Raw genomic sequence first — 23,054 nt, 5'->3', positions numbered from 1 at the left:
GAAGCTTTGGCGTTTACTTCGAAGAAACAGCCGCTCATTTGACCGGGGCGCGCTGTCCCGTCAGATGAGCTGACTGGATGGTGTGCAACGCGATACCCTCTCTGGTTTTTTCATCTGACTCCTAGTCGGTCACGCAGCAGGAGTTTTACATGGCTTCATTTTCCGGTATTTGGGTAGCACTGGTTACCCCATTCAATCATGACGACGTTGATTTCCCGGCAGTCAAAAGGCTGGCTCAGCATCTGATCGCCAAAGGCGTCGCTGGCGTGGTGGTCTGCGGTTCGACTGGCGAAGCCGCGGCCCTGAGCAAAGAAGAACAGTTGGCGGTGCTGGATGCCGTTCTCGAAGTGGTGCCAGCCCGCCAGGTGATCATGGGCCTTTCCGGTAATAACATGGCTAGCACCTTGCAGATGCAGCAGGCCATCAACCAGCGCGATATCGCCGGTGTGCTGATCCCCGCGCCATACTATATTCGCCCTTCGCAGGCGGGCCTGGTGGAGTATTTTACCCGCCTTGCCGATGCCTCTCGCGTGCCGGTGATTTTGTATAATGTGCCTTATCGCACCGGAGCAACCTTTGAGCTGGCAACGCTGCGGCAACTCGCCCGTCACCCGCAAATCAAGGCGATCAAAGATTGTGGCGGCTGCCCTGAGGCCACCATGGCGCTGATCCACGACGGCGAGATCGACGTGCTGACCGGCGAAGACCATCTGATCCTGACCACGCTATGTCTGGGAGGCAGTGGCGCAATTTCCGCTGCGGCACACCTGCACCCGGAACGCTTTGTTGCTCTGGTGGAACAAGTCGCGCAAGGGGATCTGGCCGCCGCACGCAGCAATTTCTATACCCTGCTGCCGATGATCCAGCAGATGTTCAGCTACCCGAACCCAGGCCCGGTTAAAGCGGCACTGTCGCAGCAGGGGCTGATAAAAAACGAGCTTCGTTCCCCAATGCAAACCGCACCACAGGCGTTGCAGCAGCAAATCGCCGATTTACTGGCGCAGTTGCAACCTCTCGCCCTGGCGGAGTAATAAAATATTGTTCGCAAAACCGCTGTAATTTTTCCGGCCTAGGACTAGGATGGGAAGTTAAACCTGCCTGTCCTTCATCACCATCAAGGAGTTTTCGATGAAATTGTTCTATAAAGCTGGCGCCTGTTCCCTGTCCCCTCACATCGTATTACGTGAGGCCGGGTTGGATTTCACCGCAGAGAAAGTCGATTTAGCTCACAAGAAAACCGAAAGTGGTGCCGACTATCTGGCGATCAACCCGAAGGGGCAAGTCCCGGCGTTGGTACTTGACGATGGCAGCCTGCTGACCGAGGGCGTGGCGATTGTGCAATACCTGGCGGATCGCGTACCGGATCGTAACCTGATCCCGGCCGCTGGCACGCTTTCTCGCTATCATGCGATCGAATGGCTGAACTACGTGGCTACCGAGTTGCACAAAGGCTTCAGCCCGCTGTTTAACCCGAAGACGCCGGACGAATACAAAGCGATTGCCCGCGATAAGCTGGCTAGCCAGTTCAGCTACCTGGATTCAGTGCTGGAGAAGCAGCATTACCTGTTGGGCCAGCGTTTCAGCGTGGCGGACGCGTATCTGTTCACCGTGTTGCGTTGGGCGAGGGCGTTACAGTTTGATCTCACGAAGCACGCACACCTGACGGCTTATTTCGATCGCGTAGCGGCTCGCCCGGCAGTGGCAGCCACGTTGAGTGCCGAAGGTCTATAAAGCCTGAATAAAAGAAAGGGGCCACATTGGGCCCCTTGTCAGTATCAAAACAGATTATTTCCAGTCAACCAGGCAGTAATGCTTTTTGCCACGACGCAGCAGCGTGTAACGGCCAAACAGGCGATCGCTGTCGGTAAACAGATATTCAGGGTTGGACTGCTTCTCACCGTTGATGGTCACCGCGTTGGAACCGATCATGGTGCGAGCCTGCCCGCGAGAAGGAACCAGCTCTGCATTCACCAACGCCTGTTGCAGATCCGCATCATTCTCCAGCTTGATGGTTGGCATGCCATCCTGAGCCAACTGCGCAAAGTCCGCCTCGGTCATTTCGTGCAGAGCACCAGAGAACAGGCTCTGGGTGATACGTTTCGCCGCGGCCAACCCCTCAGCGCCATGCACCATACCGGTCACTTCTTCTGCCAGCACATACTGGGCGCGCGGTGCTTTGCCGCTGTTCTTGTCTTCTTCTTCCAGCGCATTAATCTCTTCAATGCTCAGGAAGGTGAAGAACTTCAGGAAGCGATAAACGTCCGCATCCGCGGTGTTGATCCAGAACTGGTAGAATTTGTACGGACTGGTTTTTTCCGGAGCCAGCCATACTGCGCCGCCTTCGGTTTTGCCAAACTTGGTACCGTCTGACTTGGTGATCAATGGCACCGTCAGGCCGAACACCTGTTTCTGGTGCATACGGCGAGTCAGGTCGATACCCGAGGTGATGTTGCCCCACTGGTCGGAACCACCGATCTGCAGCTCCACCTGATGGCGGTTATACAGCTCGGAGAAATCGAACCCCTGCAGCAGGTTGTAGGAAAACTCGGTGAAGGAGATCCCGGAGTCATCACGGTTCAGGCGCTGCTTGACCGCTTCCTTGTTGATCATCTGGTTTACTGAGAAGTGTTTACCGATGTCACGCAGGAAGGTCAGCACGTTCATGCCGCCAAACCAATCGTAGTTGTTGGCCGCAATGGCGCTGTTGCTGCCACAGTCGAAATCGAGGAACGGAGAAACCTGCTTGCGGATTTTCTCGACCCATTCGTTGACCGTTTCCGTGGTGTTGAGTTTGCGTTCGGCGGCTTTAAAGCTTGGGTCGCCGATCATACCGGTCGCGCCACCTACCAACGCTACCGGCGTATGGCCGGCCAGTTGGAAACGCTTCAGGCACAGCAGAGGCACCAGATGGCCCAAATGCAAGCTGTCAGCGGTCGGATCGAAGCCGCAATACAGTGCAATTGGCCCTTGCGCCAGTCGCTCTGCTAACGCTTCCTCGTCCGTCACTTGAGCCACCAGGCCCCGCTCTTGCAGTTGTTGAATCAGGTTGATGCTAGCCATCAATTTCTCCATGTATAAACGAATGCACCTTTGCCGGTACACGGCCTTCGCCCATTGGCGAAAATCACAAAATTCGGGGTAGCTCATAGAATAAAGCGCCAGCGGCATCAGTGCCAGCGCTTAAGGGGGATTTTCCGTCTATCAGGGTGCCAGTCGGTCAATTTTCCAGTCATTTCCCTCGCGTTGATACAGGAAACGGTCATGCAAGCGGTGCGCGCCCCCTTGCCAGAATTCAACGGAGTCGAATCTGACGCGGAAACCGCCCCAGAAACTGGGCAATGGCACTTCTCCTTGCTGGAACTTTTGCTTCAGTTCGAGGAACTTGCTTTCGAGGATGCCACGGGCAGAAATGCGCGTTGACTGTTGCGATACCCAAGCGCCTATCTGGCTGTCTTTGGGCCGACTGTTGAAATACTTCATCACTTCCAGCGTCGATAGCCGCTCGGCCTTGCCGAGGAAGATCACCTGGCGATCCAGCATATGCCACGGGAACAGCAGGCTGATATGCGGGTTTTGCGCCAGCTGCTGCGCTTTGCGGCTGCCCAGGTTGGTATAAAACACCAGACCCTGGTCATCGAAGTGCTTGAGCAACACGATACGTTGGAAAGGCTGTCCCTGCTCGTCCACGGTAGCGACGCACATGGCGGTAGGATCCGCCAGACGCGCCTCACAGGCCTGTTTGAGCCAGCGTTCGAACAAATCCAGGGGGTTGGCGGTCAGATCGTTACGGCGCAGCCCGCCACGGGTATATTCACGGCGCAGATCCGCCACATCAAACTCATTATTATCAGTCATCTGGATTAGCAACCAAGCGGTAAATTCGTTGTCATATTCTGCGCCTGTAGCAGCAGGATCTCAATCATTCTGCTGCTACAAGGTAGGTTTATTGAGCCAGCACGCAGTCGCTCATGATCACTTTATCATTGCGCTCGACAAAGGCGTTTGGCCCTTTCGACCAGAAGGTGTATTTACCGTCGCTGTATTTGGCACCGGACGCCGCCACCACCTGTTTCAGCTTCAGCTGTTCGCCGTCCATCAGGAAGCTGACCGTGCTCTCTTCACCATTGAGCTCCACGGTGAGCGGTGTCGTTCCGCATTGATAATGCAGCGTTTCGCTCTTTTGTGGAACCACGTAGCTGCAACCCGCCAACGCGAGAACCCCGGCAACCATCACTATTTTTTTCATCAGGTGCTCCTTAAGATATTAACCCTTTCTTTATCCTAACAGAGCTAGCGGTGGCCCAACGGCAAAACCGGATAAATCCCACCCAGCAGCGTTTCACAACTGGCACCGGTAACCGAAGGCAGATTTCCCGGCAGACCGGAAATGGTCCGGAATGCCAGCCAGGCGAAGGCCAACGCCTCCATGTCATCCCCACTGACGCCAAAGTGATCGGTGGTAGCCACCTCGGTCCCCGGCAGTAAAGCGGACATTCGCGACATCAGCAGTGGATTACGGGCACCACCACCGCAGACCAGCAGCCGCTCACAGCCCCCAGCCAGCATCACCTGCTCGCTAATGGTGGTGGCGGTCAGCTCCACTAGCGTGCTCATCACATCCACCGGTGCTAACCCCGGCAACGTCGCCAGCTGTTTTTCCAGCCAGCTGATATTGAAATATTCACGACCGGTACTTTTCGGTGCCGGTAAGGCGAAATAAGGATCGGCCAACATCTGCTGCAATAGCGGTAAGCAAACGCGCCCTTCCATCGCCCAAAGGCCATCTTTATCAAAAGGTTTCGAGCGGTGGCGCCATACCCACGCATCCAGCAGCATATTCCCCGGCCCGGTATCAAAACCGCGCACCGGTGCGCCGGGCAGTAGCAGTGACAAATTAGCGATGCCGCCAATATTCAGCACCATGCGGCGCTCGGTTGGGTGAGCTAACAAAGCCTGATGAAACGCCGGAACCAAGGGCGCCCCTTGGCCACCATAGGCCATATCACGGCGGCGAAAATCCCCCACGGTAGTGATATTAGTCAATGCCGCCACCCGGTTATTGTCCCCTAGCTGCATCGAAAAGCGTGTCTCACCCTCCGGTTCATGCCACACCGTTTGGCCATGACAGCCAATGGCGGTGATTTCATGGGCCGGAATACCGGTCTGTTTTAACAACCCCAGCACCGCTTCACCGAACAGCGTGCCCAACTGGGCATCCAACCGTCCTACGGCAGAAAGCGTCGTCTGCTGCCCTTGACACATCCCCAGAATATCTTTTTTCAGTTGGATCGGCATTGGGTGGCTATAGCTTGCCTGTTGCGCCACCATACGTTCATCGATCGCGGCAAGCACCACGTCGATCCCATCCAGACTGGTGCCGGACATAACACCAATATAGCGGCCTGACTTCATCAGCACTATCCTTTACCCTTTCCAGGTTGCAACCGTTTTCACCCTTTAAATAGACCAGAATTGTGCGATTAACGCCATGAATTATGATGTCTTTTTTACAGGCTGTGAGCGAAGTTGTTTATTTTATGTCGAGCGCTGGTTACATAATAAGCAACTCAAGGGAGGATAAAGCGTCGGTTATTTGTTTTCAGTTCTGTCACAAAGTTAAACCACCGTTTATTATTGGTTGAACAGAGAAAAGCTAAGCTGTATACAGAAGGCAACACATGGGTGATATCAAACCGATTCAACCATCATTGCTGTAATATTTATAGAACTTGGTTTGGGTCTATCTCCCAGATCTGGATTACCAACTGCAGGAGCTTTATATGATCAAGCGTCTTCTTGTTGTCGCTCTCGCCTCCGTCACACTGGCGGGCTGTGCAAACCAAACCGCGTCCGGTGATGTCTATTCCGCCTCTCAGGCCAAACAGGTACAAACCGTGACCTTTGGGACCTTGGTATCCGTACGCCCGGTGCAAATTCAGGGCGGTGAAGGCTCAAGCATGCTTGGCACTATCGGCGGCGCAGTCCTGGGTGGATTCCTGGGTAATACTATTGGTGGCGGTACTGGCCGTAGCCTGGCAACCGCAGCGGGTGCCGTAGCCGGTGGTGTGGTAGGCGATAGCGTCGGTAGCGCTGCTAGCCGTAGCAACGCCTGGGAGCTGGAAATCAAAACCGATAACAAAGAAAATATCGTGGTGGTACAGAAAGCCGGGTCAACTAAATTCAGCCCAGGTCAGCGCGTTCGTATGGCGCAAAATGGCAGTACCGTTACCGTTTCTCCACTGTAACGTCCTTGCCTGAATGCAAAACCGGAGGCCCCTGGGCCTCCGGTTTCTGTTTGTTGCTGTGACTAAGCATAATAAAAAGGCGCTGGATTTATTGTTTTTCTTGCAGTTCGATGATGTTCTGTTCCAGCTTGCTAATCAGACCAACTAAAAGTCTCACTTCTTCTGCCGAGATACCGCTGAGTATTTCGCCTCTGGTCGACGTGATCACACTATCCACTTCACGAATAATCGGCTCTGCCGCCTCGGTCAATTTGATGCGCTTGGCACGTCGATCGTTAGCGCAGGTGTGACGGGTGATCAACCCTTTTTCTTCCAGCTGATCCAAGGTACGTACCAAGGAAGGCTGCTCAATACCGATCGCTTTTGCCAATTGGATTTGCGACTGTTCAGGCGGTAATCGATTGATATTGTGCAATGTCACCCAATGCGTTTGTGTAAGCTCCAACGGCTTTAGCCGATGATCGATCAGCGCACGCCAAACACGAACTAATCGTGCTAAATCTGAACCTAACGTTGATTCCACTTCCCCCTCCTTATAGTTAGCATGCTAACATTACTCCCAAAAGTGTAGCCCATTTTGGTTAATTAACATTAAAAACACAAATGTATATAATCCAAATCGCAAAAATAGACACATTTCTCTCGGTAATTGGTTATCCTCTATGCAAACATCCTTCATATTCACTCATCGGGATTGCTAACGTGAATACGACCTGGCTCCACACTGCGTCACCACTGCCCGATCTGGTGCTGGGTGCATCGCTTTATTTCCCTCCTCTCTTTAAAGCTTTCTTACTCGGATTAGTCTTCTGGCTGCTGGTGCATCATTTGCTACGCGACTGGATGTACTCCGGTGATATCTGGCACCCTATGCTGATGGATCTATCCATTTTCGTCATTACCGTCAGCGGTTCCCTGTGGCTCCTAGCGAGTTGGTAGCTCATGAAGCATAAGACATTAAAGTATTTTTCGACGGTTATTGTTTGCGCCATCGCGCTTTGTGCCGGCTGGTGGTTATGGAATTACTACATGCAATCCCCTTGGACACGCGACGGTAAAGTGCGGGCTGAGCTCGTCAACATTACCCCGGAAGTCTCTGGCAGATTGGAGAAGATACTGGTTCATGATAACCAGTTCGTTACTGCGGGCAGCCTGATTTTCAGCATTGACCCAGTGCCTTACCAAATTGCGTTGGACAATGCCGAGGCGGCGCTGGCCAAAGCACAGGCCGATATGGCCAAGGCCGATCACGAAGCGTCCCGTCGCCGTAGCCTGCCCCGTAACGTCATCTCCTCTGAAGATCTGGATGAGTCAAACCTGGCTGCCGCCTCCATGAAAGCCTCGTATAAGGCGGCTCAGGCCAATCTGGAACAGGCCAAATGGAACCTCAGTAAGACGCGGATCTATGCCCCAACCGACGGTTACATTACCAACTTACAGGCCCGAGTCGGCAACTACGCCACCGCAGGAACGCCGTTGGTGGCGCTGGTAGACACCCATTCGTTCTATGTGCTCGGTTATTTCGAAGAGACCAAGCTCAGGCATATCAGGGAGGGCCGCAAAGCGGATATCGTGTTGTATAACGGCAATATTCGGCTGCAAGGGGTGGTCGAAAGCATTGGCCGGGCCATTTACGACCAAAGCGCTGACAGCAGCAGTGATTTGTTGATGGATGTGAAACCCAACGTGCCTTGGGTGCGCCTGGCACAACGGGTGCCGGTACGTATCAAGCTGATCGATATTCCGGCCGACCTGACTCTGGTAGCCGGTACCACCTGCACCATTTCAATTCATCAGCAGGACTAATGTGTGAACCTGCCCTTTCTTGAATGGAAGCGTTCGCCCTGGGGTAAAGCCACCGCAGGGCAGTGGCGCTATGCGTTACGCAACACCCTGGCAATGTGCCTGGCGCTGTGGGTCGCCTTCGTTTTACAGCTGGATGAACCCTATTGGGCGCTGACCTCCGCCGCCGTCGTCAGTTTCCCGACGGTTGGCGGCGTGATCAGCAAGAGCATTGGCCGCATTTTTGGCAGCCTGCTTGGTGCCATGGCGTCACTGCTGATTGCCGGTTGTCTGAACGATCCCTGGTTGTTCACCCTGTCGATTGCCAGTTGGTTGGGGCTGTGTACCTACATTTCCAACCACTACCAGAACAATGTCTCCTACGCCTTTGCCCTGGCGGGCTATACCGCCGCTATCATCGTGTTTGGCACGGTTAATATTACCGACACCCAGCAAATTTTTGATATCACCCAGGCACGCGTCTGTGAGGTGATCACCGGTATCCTGTGCGGCGGCCTGATGATGATGATCCTGCCAAGCACCTCGGATGGCGCAACTCTGCTGGTATCGCTACGCCGCATGCACTTACGCCTGCTGGAACACGCCGCCATGCTGTGGCAACCGGAAATCAGCCTGCGGATGCGTACCTCCCACGAGGGCGTTATCGGACAGATCCTGACCATGAACCTGCTGCGTATTCAGGCCTTCTGGAGCCATTACCGGCTGCGTCGGCAAAACAATATCCTCAATTACATGCTGCACCAGCAATTGCGCATCACCAGCGTTATCTCCAGCCTGCGCCGCATGTTGTTAAACTGGCCAGACCGCCCGGAGAATCTGGCGGCGGTGTTAGAGCAGTTGTTGAATGAATTACGCGTTCCCACCACGGACAAATATCGGCTGGCGCATATTCTGGTCACCATCGCCCCTCAGGATCCGACAGATTATCGCCATCGGGCCTTCTTCCTGCGCCTGCGCCACTTTTGCTGGCTCTATCTGCGCTGTACCCGTTGGTTGCAACGGCTGGAAAGCGCTACCCAGGTCAGCGATATCGAACCACCGCGGGTTACCTCACTAGCGCGCCATACAGACAGCGTTGAGGCCGCCTACAACGGGCTACGCACCTTCTTGTGTATCCTGATCGGTTGCGCTTATTGGATCACGACCCAGTGGGACGCAGGTAGCTCTGCGCTGACGCTGATCGCCATCAGTTGCGTGCTCTATTCTTCTACCCCTTCGCCGATCAAATCCATCACCACCTTACTGAAGGCCGTTTCCCTGCTGTTTGCCTTCTGCTTTGTGATGAAGTTTGGCCTGATGACCCAGATCGACGACTTCTGGGTGTTTTGCGCCTTCCTGTTCCCGACCCTGGTCACGATGCAGATGATGAAACTGCAAAATCCCCCCTATGCCCCACTCTGGGGTCAGTTGATCGTGTTTATGGGATCGTTTCTCGCCGTGACCAACCCGCCGAGCTACGATTATCAAGGCTATATCAATGACAGTCTCGCCAAGATTGCCGGTGTGCTGTTGGCAGGGCTGGCGTTCCAAATCCTGCGGCCCAGTTCGGACAAACGTAAAAGCCGACGGATTATCCGCGCATTACGCCGTGATTTTATCGATCAGTTGAGTAAGAAACCGCAGCAAAGCGAAAGCCAGTTTGAGTCGCGTATCTATCACCGCATCAGTCAACTGAATCAAAGCCTGGATCAGGAGGCCCACACCTGGCTATTACGTTGGGGAGTAGTGCTGCTGAACTGCAGCCACGTGGTCTGGCAACTGCGTGATTGGCAAACCCGATCAGATCCGCTGGCCGCCGTACGTGACGTCTGTATTCATTGTTTGAAGGGAGTCATGACTGAGAAAGGAGTGCAGCATGCGTCGTTGGACGCCACCTTGCAGGAGTTGCAGCGTATGAGTAACACACTTGCCCAACATCCTGAACAGGCAGCACGTGATTTGGCGGGCTTGATTTGGCGGCTGTACTGCTCACTGCAGCAGTTACAGCAGGCGATCATTCCACCGGAAGCGATAACAGCGCCCACGCCAGGCTGACGCGGGCAGCTGATTTATTTGATTACGCCACAGGCGAAACGATCGCCACCACCACCCAGCGGTTTGGGTTGATCGGAGTGGTTATCCCCCCCGGCGTGTACCATCAGCGCCTTGCCTTCGATTTCGCTGATTTTCTTCAAGCGCGGAGCCAGCACCTGAGTGTCAGCCATGCCGTCCGCCGTGACATAGATTGCTGGCAAATCGCCTAAATGCCCGTTGGCATCATAAGGCCCGAGATGCTTGCCGGTTTTCTCAGGATCAAAGTGGCCCCCCGCAGCCAGTGCGGCTACCGCCTTGCCCTCTTTCATACCCGGCTCACAGCTGCCTTTCTCATGAACGTGAAAACCGTGCACACCGGCAGGCAAGGCTTTCAGTTGCGGGGTGAACAACAGGCCGTAAGGCGTTTCGCTAATTGTGATTTTACCAATGTCCTGACCAATTCCCTGGCCGGTCACCAGATTCATTTCGACATCAACCGTTGCCGCCTGCGCAACGCCACAGGCCATCAAACCCAATGCCGCACACCAATAACGTTTCATCACTCAATCTCCATGCGATAGTTATAGTCCTTAGGGAGTATATACCGATTAAACCTTGCTACAGGGGAAACCGTCGTTAATCAGCGCAGCCACTGAGCCGATTATAATATTTTGTGACCTTGCTCCCGTATTCCTTGGTTTTCTGCCCCCCTGCGTCGGCAAGTGTCATTAACATAAAGATACTGGCATTCTTAATGTTTTGGGCTGCAAGCTTACTGATAATATTTAGCCAAGGGGTGCAAGTGAAGTAGCGGCAAAGGACATCGGATAAGGCTGGCACGATGCCAGCCTTACCCGCTCAACTTAAGGTACGTCGTAACCCAGTGCCGCTTTACGAATGCGGAACCACTGCTGGCGGCTCAAGGTCAGCTCTTGCGCCTTCAGGGCCGAACGTACGCGCTCGATCTTGCCGGAGCCGATAATTGGCAGCGGTGCCGAAGGCAGACGCATCACCCAGGCATACACCACCTGCTCAATGGTTTCGGCACCAATCTCTTGCGCCACCGTTTGCAGTTCATCGCGTAACGGCTGGAACTCAGCATCGCTGAACAACCGCCCGCCACCCAGACATGACCAGGCCATCGGTTTGATACGCAACTGCTGGCATTGATCCAAGGTGCCGTCGAGGATCGCAGGCTGATAGATCGGGGAAATTTCGACCTGGTTAGTCACCAGCGAGAACGGCAGACGCGACTGCAATAAGGAAAACTGTGCTGGCGTAAAGTTCGAAACGCCGAAATGGCGCACCTTGCCGCTTTTATGCAGCGCCACAAAGGCTTCTGCTACCTCATCGGCTTCCATCAACGGATCGGGGCGATGGATCAACAATAAATCCAGGTAGTCCGTATGCAGGTGCGATAATGACTGCTCTGCGCTATGCACGATATGCTCGCGATCGGTGATGTAATGCCCGATAGGGTTACCCGGCTTGGCGGTGGTCGCGATGCCGCACTTCGACACCAGCTCCATCCCCTGGCGCACCGAGGGCTGTAGCTTGATAGCCTCGCCAAAGGCCTGCTCGCAGGCATAGCCACCATAAATATCCGCGTGGTCCGCCGTGGTCACCCCCAGCTCAACGTGTTGCTTGATAAACGTCAGCAACTGCTGCGGAGACATGCCCCACTCCATCAAACGCCAGTAGCCGCAAATCATGCGTGAGAACTCTGGCCCAAGGGGTGCCAGCTTAGTACGATTCAGCATTGTTAAACCTCATGACAATAGTTAACGCCAGCATACACAAGCGTCCAAGACGTAGGAAACGCAAAAGTGGCCTTTACGTGCGGCAGATCGAGAAAATCAGCATTAAAGTTAAAACAGTGAGGGCTGCTCAGGCGGGAGCTCTTCCGGATGCTTGCCGGTACGCAGTGAGCGCAGGTAACGCTGGCGACACAGGCGCAGAACGTCCTTTTTCTGGACATCGTTCATTTGCATCCAGCCAAAGCGCTCCTCGCGGCTGCGCAGGCAACCACGACAATAGCCGCGCTCATCGGCCTGGCAAATGCCACGACACGGGCTTGGGATGTCAAAGAACTCGAGTTGCTGCGCCACACGTCCTCCTGCGTTGTCATGCTAATTGAAGACGTCATCGGGGCCATTGGCAAGTGGCTTTTCCCCATGACGGCGAAAATATTCTCGCAAATAGTGCAACGCCTGGCGCGTTTTCTCCGGTAGAACCCGCTCCAGAGTTAACGCATGCAGCCGATATGGCGCTGGCCTCCACTGCGGTAACAGGGCGATTAATTCCCCCCTGCGCAGTTCATCACCAATTTCATACAGCGGTTGACCGGAAATCCCCAGACCATTGCGGGTAAAGGCCCGGATCACGTTCATACTACCGCTGACAACCTGCCCCGCCGCCAGGCGTAGTTTGAATGTTTCGCCCGCATGGTGATGTAAATCGAGATGCAGCCCATGACCGCTACCGGTGATCCAGCGGTGTTGCACCAGCTCCTGGGGCGTTTCCGGCACGCCATGCTGGCTAAGATAACGCGGCGCGGCGCAGAGCACCATGGGCCAGGCGGTCAGCGGGTGAGCAATCAGGTTGGTATCTGCCAGTTGCAGATTTACGCGCAGCGAGATATCTACCCGCTGCTCGATCATATCCACCACCTGGTCGTCTGCCAGAATGCGCAGCGTCAGCTTTGGGTGCGCCAGCAGCAAGGGAGCCAGAGCCTCAGCCAAGGGGCCGCTACCGATCCCGACGGTGGTGGCAATACGTAGTTCGCCCACCAGCGTATCCCGCAGTTCCGCCAGCCGCTGCTCCGCGCGCTGTGCTTCCTGCAACATGGCTTCGCAACCGGGATAAAAGGCTTCCCCCGCATCGGTCAGTGCCAAGCGGCGAGTCGAGCGGTGCAATAACGGCATCCCGAGCGACTTTTCTAACGACCTCATATGCTGGCTGACCGCTGAAGGCGTCATCTCTAGCCGACGGGCCGCCGCAACAAAAGATCCCTCGGCTACCACGGTGGCAAATACCGCCATTCGATTCAGTTTATCCATGATTATGAAGTTTTACTTAATCAAGAAAGCATAAATATGGCACTAATCAGCCGCATTGTTAAGGCTTATAGTATTTCTACTGCGCCGCCACTGAGTGGTACGGCAACCCACTAAAAAATATTTCACAGGAGAGACCTCATGAAAGTCGCCATTATTGGAGCAACCGGTTTTGTTGGCCGCCGCGTAGTGGATGAAGCTTTGGCCCGCGGCCTGCAAGTGACCGCCATCGCCCGTCAGAAAAAAGATCTGCCGGATAATGCCAATCTCACCGTCGCCCTGGGTGACGTGGCCGACGGCCCGTGGCTGGCACAACAGTTAGCTGGCCATGATGTCGTGATCAGCGCCTATAACCCAGGTTGGGCAGAAACGGACCTGTATGAGAAAACCGCTAAAGGTGCCCAACAAATCCTGGCGGCGGTAAAACAATCCGCGGTTAAACGCCTGCTGTACGTTGGCGGTGCCGGTAGCCTGGAAGTCGCTCCGGGAGTTGAGCTGGTTGATACTCCGCAGTTCCCGGAAAATATTCGTCCAGGGGCCCAGGCGGTACGAGATTTACGTAATGCGTTGAAAAAAGAAACCCAGTTGGATTGGACCTACCTTTCTCCTGCCGCGTTGCTGGAACCCGGCAAGCGTACCGGTCAGTTCCGTTTGGGCACGACACAATTGTTGATGAAGGGTGACGCGCCGGCCAGTATTTCGGTAGAAGACCTCGCGGTTGCCATTATCGACGAAGTGGAAAAACCGCAGTTCATCAAGGCACAGTTTACCGCTGCCTATTAATCGTCCGCCAGCGGCTGTAATCGTTGCAGCCGCTGTCCTGCCACTCACTACGTCTAAGGTTATCTTAAGTTTCATCTGATAAATTTCGGCGCATTACCTCATGGCAGGATCCAGATTTGGCAATGCGCTTACGTCCATCATTACAATGCAACAGCTTGGGTTTTATCCTGGCTTGCGCCCTATTCTTCACGGTTTTCCAGAACCTGCTATTTATTCACCAGGCCTGGTCATATATCACCTTTGATAGCGTACATAGCGTCATTTTTGCGGCGACTATGCCAGTGGTTATTTTCTGTGCCCTGAATATTATCTTCAGCGTATTAACCATTCCGTTCCTGCGTAAACCCCTGGTTATTCTGTTACTGCTCGGCAGCGCGGCGGCCAACTATTTTATGTTCAGCTACGGCGTGGTGATTGATGGCAATATGATGCAGAACGCCTTCGAGACCAACCCTCAGGAAGCGACGGCATTGCTCACCCCTCGTATGGGGCTATGGCTGCTGTTGCTGGGCATTTTGCCTGCCGTTTTCGTGTGCTTTGTCCGCATCAATAAAACCCGCCCTTGGTGGTACATGATTGGCCTGCGCGCGGCCAATGTGATGCTTTCCGTGGTGGTGATCCTGTTGGTTGCAGCGTTATTCTATAAAGATTACGCCTCGCTGATCCGCAACAATAAAAGCGTGGTGAAAATGCTCACCCCAAGCAATTTTGTGTCTGGCACCATCAAGTACGCTCAACACCGCTATTTCCACCAAAATCTGCCGCTGGTCAAGATTGGTGAAGATGCTCATTTAGGCCCAGTCATTAGCAGCCAGACCAAGAAAACCCTGGTGATACTGGTGGTCGGTGAAACCGCGCGGGCAGAGAATTTTTCGCTAGGTGGTTACTCACGGGAGACCAATCCCCGCTTGAAGCAGGACCATGTGGTTTATTTCAAGAATGCCAGCTCCTGCGGTACCGAAACGGCTATCTCCGTGCCCTGCATGTTCTCCAACATGCCACGCGGCGACTACGACGCCACCTTGGCCGCACACCAGGAAGGCATGCTGGACGTGATGGCTCATGCCGGAGTGAACCTGCTGTGGCGCGAAAATGACGGCGGTTGTAAGGGGGCCTGCGATCGCATCCCACATATCGACATGACCAAGCTGAAGCTTTCGCAGTATTGCGACGGCGATGTCTGCATGGATAACGTGCTGCTGCATAAACTGGACGATTATATCAACGGCCTGAAAGGGGACGGTGTGATCGTACTGCATCAGATGGGAAGCCACGGCCCGGCCTACTACCGCCGCAGTACGCCCGAATTACGCCAGTTCTCACCCACCTGTGACAGCAACCAGATCCAGGACTGTACCCACGAGCAACTGGTGAATACCTACGACAATTCGCTACTGTACACCGACGCCATGCTGGACAGCACCATCAAGCTGTTGCAGCAATACAGCGGCAAATTCAATACGGCGATGGTCTATCTTTCCGATCACGGTGAATCGCTCGGGGAGAATGGCATGTATCTGCACGGTACGCCTTATATGTTCGCGCCTTCTCAGCAGACCCACGTGCCTTTCCTGATGTGGATGTCGGCCGATTATGAACGCAATTTCGGCATTAACCGCCAATGCCTGCAATCCTTGGCGGATAACGACAAGGTTTCACAGGATAATCTGTTCCACACCCTGTTGGGCATGTTGAATGTGCAGACACAGCAATATCAGCCCAACCTGGATATTCTGCAGCGCTGCCGCAGCTAGACTGACGCAGCATGCTGCACACCGGCATGAGGTCTTGTGCAGCAACTCGATAGAATGTAAGTTGGTCGACGTTTTTACCGTCAGAGCCGGGGATTTTTTCCCGGTTTTTTTTATCTGCGACTTGACCTAGACCAATCGGTCTATTATTCTCATTTTCATTATGACAAAACAGACGAATTGCAACGGGGAAACCCGAGAACATCTGCTCGCTACCGGCGAAACGCTCAGCCTGCGCCTTGGTTTTACCGGCATGGGCCTCAGTGAGCTGCTCGCTACCGCTGGCGTGCCCAAAGGGTCGTTCTATCACTATTTTCGCTCGAAGGAAGCCTTCGGCGAAGCGATGTTGCAACGCTATTTTGCCCATTATGACGCTCAAATGCAGGCGCTTTTTGCCGACTCTCGCAGCGACGCGCGTAATCAGTTATTAAGTTATTATGCCCAGGCCATCAGCTTCCACTGCCGCAGTGAGTGCCATAACGCTTGCCTGGCAGTGAAACTCTCCGCAGAGGTCAGCGATCTTTCTGAACCTATGCGCCATGCGTTGGAAGCTGGCACCAGCCGCGTGATTGGTCATCTGCAAGACGCGATCGAACGTGGTATCCGTGAAGGTTCACTGGCTATCACTATGAGCCCGGCGGCCACGGCGGAAACGCTGTATTCGCTGTGGTTGGGCGCATCGTTGCGGGCTAAAATCCGCCACTCTGTTGCCCCACTGACCTGTGCGCTGGAAAGTATCGAATTGCTGTTGCGCCCAGCGCAGCCATAAACTCCCTTTTTTACCCGAAAGACATTGTAGCGATACTGTTTACCATCACTAGTCGACTGGTCTAATACTATAGGATGCACTATGAAGATTGAAAAATTGTTCTCTCCGCTCAAAGTTGGCCACACCACCTTACCCAACCGAGTGTTCATGGCCCCGCTGACTCGTCTGCGCAGCATCGAGCCAGGTGACATCCCTACGCCGTTGATGGCGGAATATTATGCTCAGCGTGCCAGCGCTGGCCTGCTGATCACCGAGGCCACCCAGATTTCTTTCCAGGCGAAAGGTTATGCCGGAGCTCCCGGTCTGCATACCCCAGAACAAATCGCCGCGTGGAAAAAAATCACCCAGGCGGTACATGACAAACAGGGTCATATCGCTGTGCAACTTTGGCACGTAGGCCGCATCTCCCACTCAAGCTTGCAGCCTGGCCAGCAGGCTCCCGTCGCACCTTCAGCGATCAATGCCGAAACCCGCACCACGGTGCGTGATGAAACCGGTGCCTGGGTCCGTGTGCCAACCTCTACCCCACGTGCTTTGGAAACCAACGAAATCCCGGGGATCGTCAACGATTTCCGCCAGGCTGCGGCCAACTCGCGTGAAGCCGGTTTTGACTATATTGAATTGCATGCCGCGCACGGTTACCTGCTGCACCAGTTTATGTCTCCGGCGTCCAACCAACGTACTGACCAATACGGTGGCAGCATTGAAAACCGTACCCGTCTGACGCTGGAAGTGGTCGATGCGAGCATTGCTGAAATCGGAGCCGATCGCGTTGGTATCCGTATCTCACCGTTGGGCCCGTTCAATGGCCTGGACAACGGCGAAGATCAGGAAGAAGCGGCGCTGTATCTGATCGAAGAGCTGAACAAGCGCGGTATCGCCTACCTGCATATTTCCGAGCCGGATTGGGCCGGTGGCAAGCCTTACTCAACCGCGTTCCGCGATGCAGTAAGAGCGCACTTCCAAGGCGTGATTATTGGCGCGGGTGCGTATACGGCGGAGAAAGCGGAAGAGCTGATCGCCCAAGGCTTTATTGATGCCGTCGCCTTTGGCCGCAGCTATATTGCCAACCCAGATCTGGTGGAACGCTTTAAACAGCAGGCTCCACTCAACGAGCAGCGTGCCGATTTCTTCTACGGCGGCGGTGCCGAGGGTTATACCGATTATCCGACACTGTAACGCTCAGCTAAACAGGGGCGCTAAATACCGCAATACACTAAGCCTCTGACAGGTGGGGTCATACAGGTTAGCCGACCGTTGAGCGCATCGACGCGCGATACGAGCCTCCATGGAAGGATCCACGGCGTGTCGGCATTCTGTATGGCTCCCGCCTGCTGCACTATTATCCGCAGCTATTTTTGTTTGTGACAACGTAACCTACCCTATCACCAACCGCACGCGTTGAATTGCCTTATGCGACAAGGCTATACTGTCTGACGCTGTTCAAGTCACCTGCCGTCAGCCGCGGCATATCCAATCAGAGGAAATTATGCGCTTACTCCATACCATGCTCCGTGTCGGCGATCTGCAACGCTCCATCGACTTCTATACCAAGGTATTAGGCATGCGCTTACTGCGTACCAGCGAAAACACCGAGTACAAATACTCGCTGGCCTTCGTGGGTTATAGCGATGAAAGCGAAGGCTCGGTTATCGAACTGACCTATAACTGGGGCGTCGACAGCTACGACATGGGTTCCGCCTTTGGTCATCTGGCTCTGGGCGTCGATGATGTAGCCGCCACCTGCGACAACATCCGACAGGTCGGTGGCAAAGTCACACGCGAAGCCGGTCCAGTCAAGGGCGGTACCACCGTAATTGCCTTCGTCGAAGATCCAGACGGCTACAAGATCGAACTGATCGAGAACAAGCATGCAGGTCACGGCCTCGGTAACTGAGGTTTCTCCAGGGCGCGCCATGCGCCCTGCTTTCTATCTCCGCTGCACCAAGACAAGAAATTTGTCATAATGCGCGCTGAATTCGCTAAAGATAAGAAACTGATGGCCGAAAAAAGTGATCTTAACGCCCTGAGTGGCCGTTTCCGTGGGTTTTATCCCGTTGTTATTGATGTGGAAACCGCCGGGTTTCATGCTCAGACCGATGCGCTGCTAGAGATTGCCGCCGTCACGCTGAAAATGGATGAAAATGGTTGGTTACAGCAAGATGAAACGCTGCATTTTCACGTAGAACCGTTTGAAGGGGCGAACCTGCAACCGGAAGCGCTGGCCTTCAACGGTATCGATCCACATAACCCACTGCGTGGTGCAGTGAGTGAATATGATGCGCTGCATGCGATTTTTAAAGCCGTGCGTAAAGGCATTAAGGATCAGGGCTGTAACCGGGCGATCATCGTGGCGCATAATGCCAACTTTGATCACAGTTTCCTGATGGCCGCCGCCGAGCGCGCCAGCCTGAAACGCAACCCGTTCCACCCATTTGCCACCTTTGATACCGCTGCGCTTAGTGGGCTGGTATTAGGGCAGACGGTGCTGGCCAAAGCCTGTATCGCCGCCGGTATGCCGTTTGATAGCAGCCAGGCACACTCAGCCCTGTATGATACCCAGCAAACCGCCCAACTGTTCTGTGAACTGGTCAACCGCTGGAAACGTCTCGGTGGCTGGCCGATTGCCAACGTTGAATCGCAATAGCTTGCTGGCAAACTGACAGACATAAAAAATCGGGCGGCACTGTTAAAGGTGCCGCCCGATTTTATTGGGTAAAACCCTGCGCCATTAAGGCTGCTGGTCTTCCTGATCTTTATACTTTTCGGCCGTTTCTTTGATCAACGGCTGCAGTTCACCACGCTGGTACATCTCGATGATGATATCGCAGCCGCCAACCAGTTCACCATCGACCCACAGCTGCGGGAAGGTTGGCCAGTTGGCGTACTTTGGCAGCTCAGCGCGGATGTCCGGGTTTTGCAGAATATCAACATAGGCAAAACGTTCGCCACAGGCTGAAAGCGCCTGCACGGCCTGAGCAGAGAAACCGCAGCTTGGCAATTTCGGTGAGCCTTTCATATACAGCAGGATCGGGTTGGCAGAAATTTGCTGCTGAATTTTTTCAATCGTCGTCATTATTGCTTCCTCAAGCCACATCATGGCTACAACATGCATCACACTAGCTATTGTAGCGGCAGGACCGGTGCCAAGAAAACGCCATCTTTTGCAGGGACATTCTCTGATTGCCTTAGCAAAAGCGGCGGACACACCGAACCGGTTAAAACATAGCCCCAGAATAACATTTTTAATCGGGACGTTTCACTATTATCTTTGCCCTGCGCAATGCCGGCGAGCAATAAGCCAACCACATGATCTCTGTCGCTTTTTTAGGCGCCAGGCGTTTGATTTTGCAACAATAAAAATGCCATTAACGTTTTCTCACAATATGGATTAGTATTTATGAGATCCACGCTGTTTTATAGGGTGAATTTCGGGAATACTGTGACTCATTCGATTTCTGTTTCGGAGCCAAGGTTGGTAACGTCGATATGCGGTTAATTATTACACTTTTTGTGCTGCTATTTACGCAGCTCTTCTTCAATTTGGCGCACGCTGCGCCACAGGCACGTGTTTCTGCCGAGCAGCGCAAGAGTCACGTTAATGAAGCCCGGCCAGACGACCGCAAGAAAAAGAAAGCGGAGAAAGCCAATAAAAAAGTGAAGGCAGCCACCCCTCCGAAAACGCTAAAAACCAAACCAGCAACGATAAAGACCGCAAAAAAAACCACCAGCGTTAAAACCAAAAGCCAGGCAACCAAAACGGCCAAGCTAAAAGTAACTCCGCCTAAAAAAGGCTATAAAAAAGGTTATGGTCGCCATCGTGAAGAAGGCAAAGCTACGGCAAAATTGGCTGGCCGCGAAAAGCCGTTGAAACTTTCCGCCGCTCACAAAAAACGTTATCAGCACGCCAAGCAGACCGCCATGGCCAAGCTGATGGGGCAAATGGGTAAGCCCTACCGCTGGGGTGGGTCTTCACCTGGTACAGGCTTCGACTGCAGCGGGCTGATTTATTACGCGTACAAAGACGTGGTGAAAATTAAAATGCCGCGTACCGCCAACGAAATGTACCACCTGCGTGATGCAGCGCCGATCAAGCGTAATGAGCTTGAGAAAGGCGATCTGGTGTTCTTCCGCATCAACAACCGTGGCACCGCCGATCACGTTGGCGTCTATCTTGGTAACGGTAAGTTCATCCAGTCACCGCGTACCGGTGAAGAAATTCGCATCAGTCAGTTAGATAACGACTATTGGCAAAACCATTACATTGGTGCCCGCCGCGTAGTGACCCCTACCACCATCCGTTAACCTTTCACGGCTGAGCTAACTGCTCGGCCGTGCTCTCTATCACCCGCTGCAACTTTAAACAATCAGTCACTTGGCACACTTTGGATGTTCTTTTCGCTCGGAAAGTTGTTAAGATTAATAACCATAACAAAAGTGGTGCAATTGCGTTTTTCCGCCCTCGGCCCCTTAGGCCTGCAGCGTCGGAGAGGCGTATTGTCTATAAAAGGAGAAAGCAATGTCGTTTGAATTACCTGCATTACCATACGAGAAAAACGCTCTCGAACCGCACATTTCCGCAGAAACGCTGGAATACCACTATGGCAAGCACCATAACACCTACGTGGTTAACCTGAACAATCTGGTGAAAGGTAGCGAGTTCGAAGGCAAATCCCTGGTCGAGATCGTCAAGACCTCCACCGGCGGCGTGTTCAACAACGCCGCTCAGGTCTGGAACCACACCTTCTATTGGCACTGCTTATCACCGCAAGGTGGTGGCGAGCCAACGGGCGCAGTGGCAGAGGCCATCAATAAGTCATTCGGCTCCTTCGCCGCCTTTAAAGAGCAGTTCACCGATGCCGCCGTGAAAAACTTCGGCGCGGGCTGGACCTGGCTGGTGAAAAAAGCGGACGGTAGTCTGGCGATCGTCAGCACTTCAAATGCGGCAACCCCGCTGACCGGCGCAGACGTTCCGCTATTGACCGTTGACGTGTGGGAGCATGCTTACTATATCGACTACCGCAATGCGCGGCCAAAGTACCTGGAAAACTTCTGGGCGTTGGTGAACTGGGCGTTCGTGGCAGAAAACCTGGCTTAACGGCGGGTAACTAGCTAATAATAAGGCGCGGCATCAAGCTGCGCCTTTGTTTTTCTGCTGCGGATCAGTTCAATGCGGCAATAAAACTGAAAGCAATAATCATTGCCAAAGCACCCACGGTGGTGAGTAATGACATCTTCAAATTGGTATCCATATACAACTCCCTCTCAGATTGGCTTTTCCAGAGCATAAGCCACACAGTTTATACGTCAAATCATTTTCCCACAGTTCGTGATTAAAATCTTGTTATGATTTCCCCGCTGATAATTACCGATTAGCTCTTCCACTTTTCTTCAATATGCGACAAAATCCGCAGTTCACAACTGCGTACCGATAAACTGCCCCTCCCTGTTCAAGCGATTTACGACTTCAGCACTAAAAACTCAGTTTTCGCTTATCTGGGGAAGGATCTACGCAGGCAAACGATTAACATCATACTTACATGCTGTAACATGTGGGTTTAGGAGTCATTTTTTACATGGCAACGATTAAAGATGTGGCCAAACGCGCTGGCGTTTCTACCACTACCGTTTCGCACGTTATCAATAAAACGCGTTTCGTCGCCGAAGATACCAAAACGGCCGTTTGGGCCGCCATCAAAGAGCTTCACTATTCACCTAGCGCCGTGGCCCGCAGCCTCAAGGTCAACCACACCAAATCGATCGGTTTGCTCGCCACCTCGAGCGAGGCCCCCTATTTTGCCGAAGTGATCGAAGCGGTGGAAAACAGCTGCTACAGCAAAGGCTATACCCTGATCTTGTGTAACTCGCACAATAATCTGGATAAACAGCAAGCCTATTTGGCAATGCTGGCGCAAAAACGCGTCGATGGCTTGCTGGTGATGTGCTCAGAATATCCAGATCAGCTACTGGGCATGCTGGAAGATTACCGTAACATTCCCATGGTGGTGATGGATTGGGGTACCGCGCGCGGAGACTTCACCGATACCATTATCGACAATGCCTTCGAGGGCGGCTACCTGGCAGGCCGCTACCTGATCGAACGTGGCCACCGTGACATCGGTGCCATTCCTGGTCAACTGGCGCGTAATACCGGTGGAGGTCGCCACCAGGGCTTTCTGAAAGCCATGAAGGAAGCCAACATCGAAGTGCGCGAAGAATGGATCGTGCAGGGGGATTTCGAGCCTGAATCTGGCTACAAAGCCATGCATCAGATCCTGTCGCAAAAGCATCGTCCAACCGCCGTTTTCTGTGGCGGCGATATTATGGCCATGGGGGCGATCTGCGCCGCCGATGAGCTGGGGTTGCGTGTACCGCAGGATATCTCGGTGATTGGCTACGACAACGTGCGTAATGCCCGCTACTTCACCCCGGCGCTGACCACCATTCACCAGCCGAAAGAGCGCCTGGGCGAGATGGCCTTTACCATGCTGTTGGATCGCATTATCAGCAAGCGTGAAGAATCGCAGGTGATTGAAGTGCATCCAAAACTCATCGAGCGCCGCTCAGTTGCCGATGGTCCTTTTGTCGATTACCGCCGTTAACTCCTGTTGGGGCGCTGCAATACTGCGCCCGA

General features: G+C 53.7%; 26 protein-coding genes. 15 read left to right on the top strand and 11 right to left on the bottom strand.

Going from position 1 to position 23,054, the window contains the following annotated elements; genetic code table 11:
• Nucleotides 1-149: 149 nt before the first annotated feature.
• Entirely contained in the window at nt 150-1,031 is an 882-nt protein-coding gene (gene dapA / locus KGP26_RS13520) for a 4-hydroxy-tetrahydrodipicolinate synthase (RefSeq protein WP_021804539.1), read from the top strand.
• Nucleotides 1,032-1,128: 97 nt separating this feature from the next.
• The gene (gene gstA, locus KGP26_RS13515; protein ID WP_223665568.1) at nt 1,129-1,731 is read left to right on the top strand and encodes a glutathione transferase GstA; all 603 of its coding nucleotides are present in this window, start codon (nt 1,129-1,131) and stop codon (nt 1,729-1,731) included.
• A 54-nt stretch (nt 1,732-1,785) separates the two neighbouring features.
• Here gstA and tyrS read toward each other — a convergent pair whose 3' ends face one another.
• The 4 genes from tyrS to anmK all read right to left on the bottom strand — a co-directional run bounded on the left by tyrS (nt 1,786) and on the right by anmK (nt 5,412).
• Nucleotides 1,786-3,060: a tyrosine--tRNA ligase gene (tyrS, locus tag KGP26_RS13510; RefSeq protein WP_024529915.1), complete on the bottom strand. Its 1,275-nt coding sequence runs from the start codon at nt 3,058-3,060 to the stop codon at nt 1,786-1,788.
• Between the two features lie 141 nt (nt 3,061-3,201).
• Nucleotides 3,202-3,855 carry a pyridoxamine 5'-phosphate oxidase gene (gene pdxH / locus KGP26_RS13505; RefSeq protein ID WP_021804541.1) on the bottom strand — a complete coding sequence of 218 codons (654 nt, stop codon included), beginning with the start codon at nt 3,853-3,855 and terminating at the stop codon, nt 3,202-3,204.
• An 88-nt stretch (nt 3,856-3,943) separates the two neighbouring features.
• A complete protein-coding gene (locus KGP26_RS13500) occupies nt 3,944-4,246 on the bottom strand; it encodes an MliC family protein (protein ID WP_021178079.1) in 303 nt (100 codons plus the stop codon).
• 44 nt (nt 4,247-4,290) lie between these two features.
• The gene (anmK, locus tag KGP26_RS13495; RefSeq protein ID WP_021804542.1) at nt 4,291-5,412 is read right to left on the bottom strand and encodes an anhydro-N-acetylmuramic acid kinase; all 1,122 of its coding nucleotides are present in this window, start codon (nt 5,410-5,412) and stop codon (nt 4,291-4,293) included.
• 368 nt (nt 5,413-5,780) lie between these two features.
• On the opposite strand from anmK, the gene KGP26_RS13490 reads away from it, so the two are divergent.
• On the top strand, nt 5,781-6,245 hold the full coding sequence (locus KGP26_RS13490) for a glycine zipper 2TM domain-containing protein (protein ID WP_021178081.1): 465 nt from the start codon (nt 5,781-5,783) through the stop codon (nt 6,243-6,245).
• 88 nt (nt 6,246-6,333) lie between these two features.
• On the opposite strand, the gene slyA is transcribed toward KGP26_RS13490, so the two are convergent.
• Nucleotides 6,334-6,768, bottom strand: coding sequence for a transcriptional regulator SlyA (gene slyA, locus KGP26_RS13485; RefSeq protein ID WP_021178082.1), 435 nt, complete (start codon nt 6,766-6,768; stop codon nt 6,334-6,336).
• 179 nt (nt 6,769-6,947) lie between these two features.
• Here slyA and KGP26_RS13480 point away from each other — a divergent pair, with 179 nt between their 5' ends.
• The 3 genes from KGP26_RS13480 to KGP26_RS13470 are packed head-to-tail and all read left to right on the top strand — an operon-like array spanning nt 6,948 to nt 10,082.
• A complete protein-coding gene (locus KGP26_RS13480) occupies nt 6,948-7,184 on the top strand; it encodes a DUF1656 domain-containing protein (protein ID WP_024486868.1) in 237 nt (78 codons plus the stop codon).
• Between the two features lie 3 nt (nt 7,185-7,187).
• Nucleotides 7,188-8,051 (top strand): HlyD family secretion protein, encoded by an 864-nt coding sequence (locus tag KGP26_RS13475; RefSeq protein WP_059200720.1) that lies wholly within the window; start codon nt 7,188-7,190, stop codon nt 8,049-8,051.
• A 3-nt stretch (nt 8,052-8,054) separates the two neighbouring features.
• Nucleotides 8,055-10,082, top strand: coding sequence for an FUSC family protein (locus KGP26_RS13470; RefSeq protein ID WP_223665567.1), 2,028 nt, complete (start codon nt 8,055-8,057; stop codon nt 10,080-10,082).
• A gap of 14 nt (nt 10,083-10,096) precedes the next feature.
• Here KGP26_RS13470 and sodC read toward each other — a convergent pair whose 3' ends face one another.
• From sodC to KGP26_RS13450, 4 genes are all read right to left on the bottom strand, one after another.
• Nucleotides 10,097-10,621, bottom strand: coding sequence for a superoxide dismutase family protein (sodC, locus tag KGP26_RS13465; protein ID WP_021804545.1), 525 nt, complete (start codon nt 10,619-10,621; stop codon nt 10,097-10,099).
• Between the two features lie 303 nt (nt 10,622-10,924).
• Nucleotides 10,925-11,821 (bottom strand): aldo/keto reductase family oxidoreductase, encoded by an 897-nt coding sequence (locus tag KGP26_RS13460; RefSeq protein WP_021804546.1) that lies wholly within the window; start codon nt 11,819-11,821, stop codon nt 10,925-10,927.
• A gap of 108 nt (nt 11,822-11,929) precedes the next feature.
• The gene (locus KGP26_RS13455) at nt 11,930-12,169 is read right to left on the bottom strand and encodes a DUF1289 domain-containing protein (protein WP_223665566.1); all 240 of its coding nucleotides are present in this window, start codon (nt 12,167-12,169) and stop codon (nt 11,930-11,932) included.
• Between the two features lie 21 nt (nt 12,170-12,190).
• Complete coding sequence (locus KGP26_RS13450) at nt 12,191-13,120, bottom strand: LysR substrate-binding domain-containing protein (protein WP_037374794.1); 930 nt, start codon at nt 13,118-13,120, stop codon at nt 12,191-12,193.
• 138 nt (nt 13,121-13,258) lie between these two features.
• Between KGP26_RS13450 and KGP26_RS13445 the strand changes: the two genes are divergently transcribed.
• The 6 genes from KGP26_RS13445 (at nt 13,259) to rnt (ending at nt 19,067) form a co-directional block, all read left to right on the top strand.
• On the top strand, nt 13,259-13,900 hold the full coding sequence (locus KGP26_RS13445) for an NAD(P)-dependent oxidoreductase (RefSeq protein ID WP_021178089.1): 642 nt from the start codon (nt 13,259-13,261) through the stop codon (nt 13,898-13,900).
• 122 nt (nt 13,901-14,022) lie between these two features.
• Complete coding sequence (gene eptA / locus KGP26_RS13440) at nt 14,023-15,654, top strand: phosphoethanolamine transferase EptA (protein ID WP_021804549.1); 1,632 nt, start codon at nt 14,023-14,025, stop codon at nt 15,652-15,654.
• 160 nt (nt 15,655-15,814) lie between these two features.
• Nucleotides 15,815-16,420 carry a TetR/AcrR family transcriptional regulator gene (locus tag KGP26_RS13435; protein ID WP_218519405.1) on the top strand — a complete coding sequence of 202 codons (606 nt, stop codon included), beginning with the start codon at nt 15,815-15,817 and terminating at the stop codon, nt 16,418-16,420.
• Between the two features lie 81 nt (nt 16,421-16,501).
• The gene (locus tag KGP26_RS13430; RefSeq protein ID WP_021178092.1) at nt 16,502-17,599 is read left to right on the top strand and encodes an alkene reductase; all 1,098 of its coding nucleotides are present in this window, start codon (nt 16,502-16,504) and stop codon (nt 17,597-17,599) included.
• A 310-nt stretch (nt 17,600-17,909) separates the two neighbouring features.
• The gene (gene gloA, locus KGP26_RS13425; protein WP_094981787.1) at nt 17,910-18,317 is read left to right on the top strand and encodes a lactoylglutathione lyase; all 408 of its coding nucleotides are present in this window, start codon (nt 17,910-17,912) and stop codon (nt 18,315-18,317) included.
• A 69-nt stretch (nt 18,318-18,386) separates the two neighbouring features.
• Nucleotides 18,387-19,067, top strand: coding sequence for a ribonuclease T (gene rnt / locus KGP26_RS13420; protein WP_021178094.1), 681 nt, complete (start codon nt 18,387-18,389; stop codon nt 19,065-19,067).
• Nucleotides 19,068-19,151: 84 nt separating this feature from the next.
• Here the strand turns inward: rnt and KGP26_RS13415 are convergent, their stop codons facing one another.
• A complete protein-coding gene (locus tag KGP26_RS13415) occupies nt 19,152-19,499 on the bottom strand; it encodes a Grx4 family monothiol glutaredoxin (protein WP_172413932.1) in 348 nt (115 codons plus the stop codon).
• Nucleotides 19,500-19,909: 410 nt separating this feature from the next.
• On the opposite strand from KGP26_RS13415, the gene KGP26_RS13410 reads away from it, so the two are divergent.
• Both KGP26_RS13410 and sodB read left to right on the top strand, forming a co-directional pair.
• On the top strand, nt 19,910-20,725 hold the full coding sequence (locus tag KGP26_RS13410; RefSeq protein WP_021804551.1) for a C40 family peptidase: 816 nt from the start codon (nt 19,910-19,912) through the stop codon (nt 20,723-20,725).
• 214 nt (nt 20,726-20,939) lie between these two features.
• On the top strand, nt 20,940-21,518 hold the full coding sequence (sodB, locus tag KGP26_RS13405; RefSeq protein ID WP_021178097.1) for a superoxide dismutase [Fe]: 579 nt from the start codon (nt 20,940-20,942) through the stop codon (nt 21,516-21,518).
• Between the two features lie 64 nt (nt 21,519-21,582).
• Here the strand turns inward: sodB and KGP26_RS13400 are convergent, their stop codons facing one another.
• Nucleotides 21,583-21,672: a YnhF family membrane protein gene (locus KGP26_RS13400; protein WP_158006235.1), complete on the bottom strand. Its 90-nt coding sequence runs from the start codon at nt 21,670-21,672 to the stop codon at nt 21,583-21,585.
• Nucleotides 21,673-21,996: 324 nt separating this feature from the next.
• Between KGP26_RS13400 and purR the strand changes: the two genes are divergently transcribed.
• Nucleotides 21,997-23,022 carry an HTH-type transcriptional repressor PurR gene (gene purR, locus KGP26_RS13395; protein WP_021804552.1) on the top strand — a complete coding sequence of 342 codons (1,026 nt, stop codon included), beginning with the start codon at nt 21,997-21,999 and terminating at the stop codon, nt 23,020-23,022.
• The last annotated feature ends 32 nt before the right edge of the window (nt 23,023-23,054 follow it).

Origin of the sequence: Serratia sp. JSRIV002 (genome assembly GCF_019968725.1) — a bacterium.
GTDB lineage: Bacteria > Pseudomonadota > Gammaproteobacteria > Enterobacterales > Enterobacteriaceae > Chania > Chania fonticola_B.
This window is presented reverse-complemented; position numbering and strand designations above follow the sequence as displayed.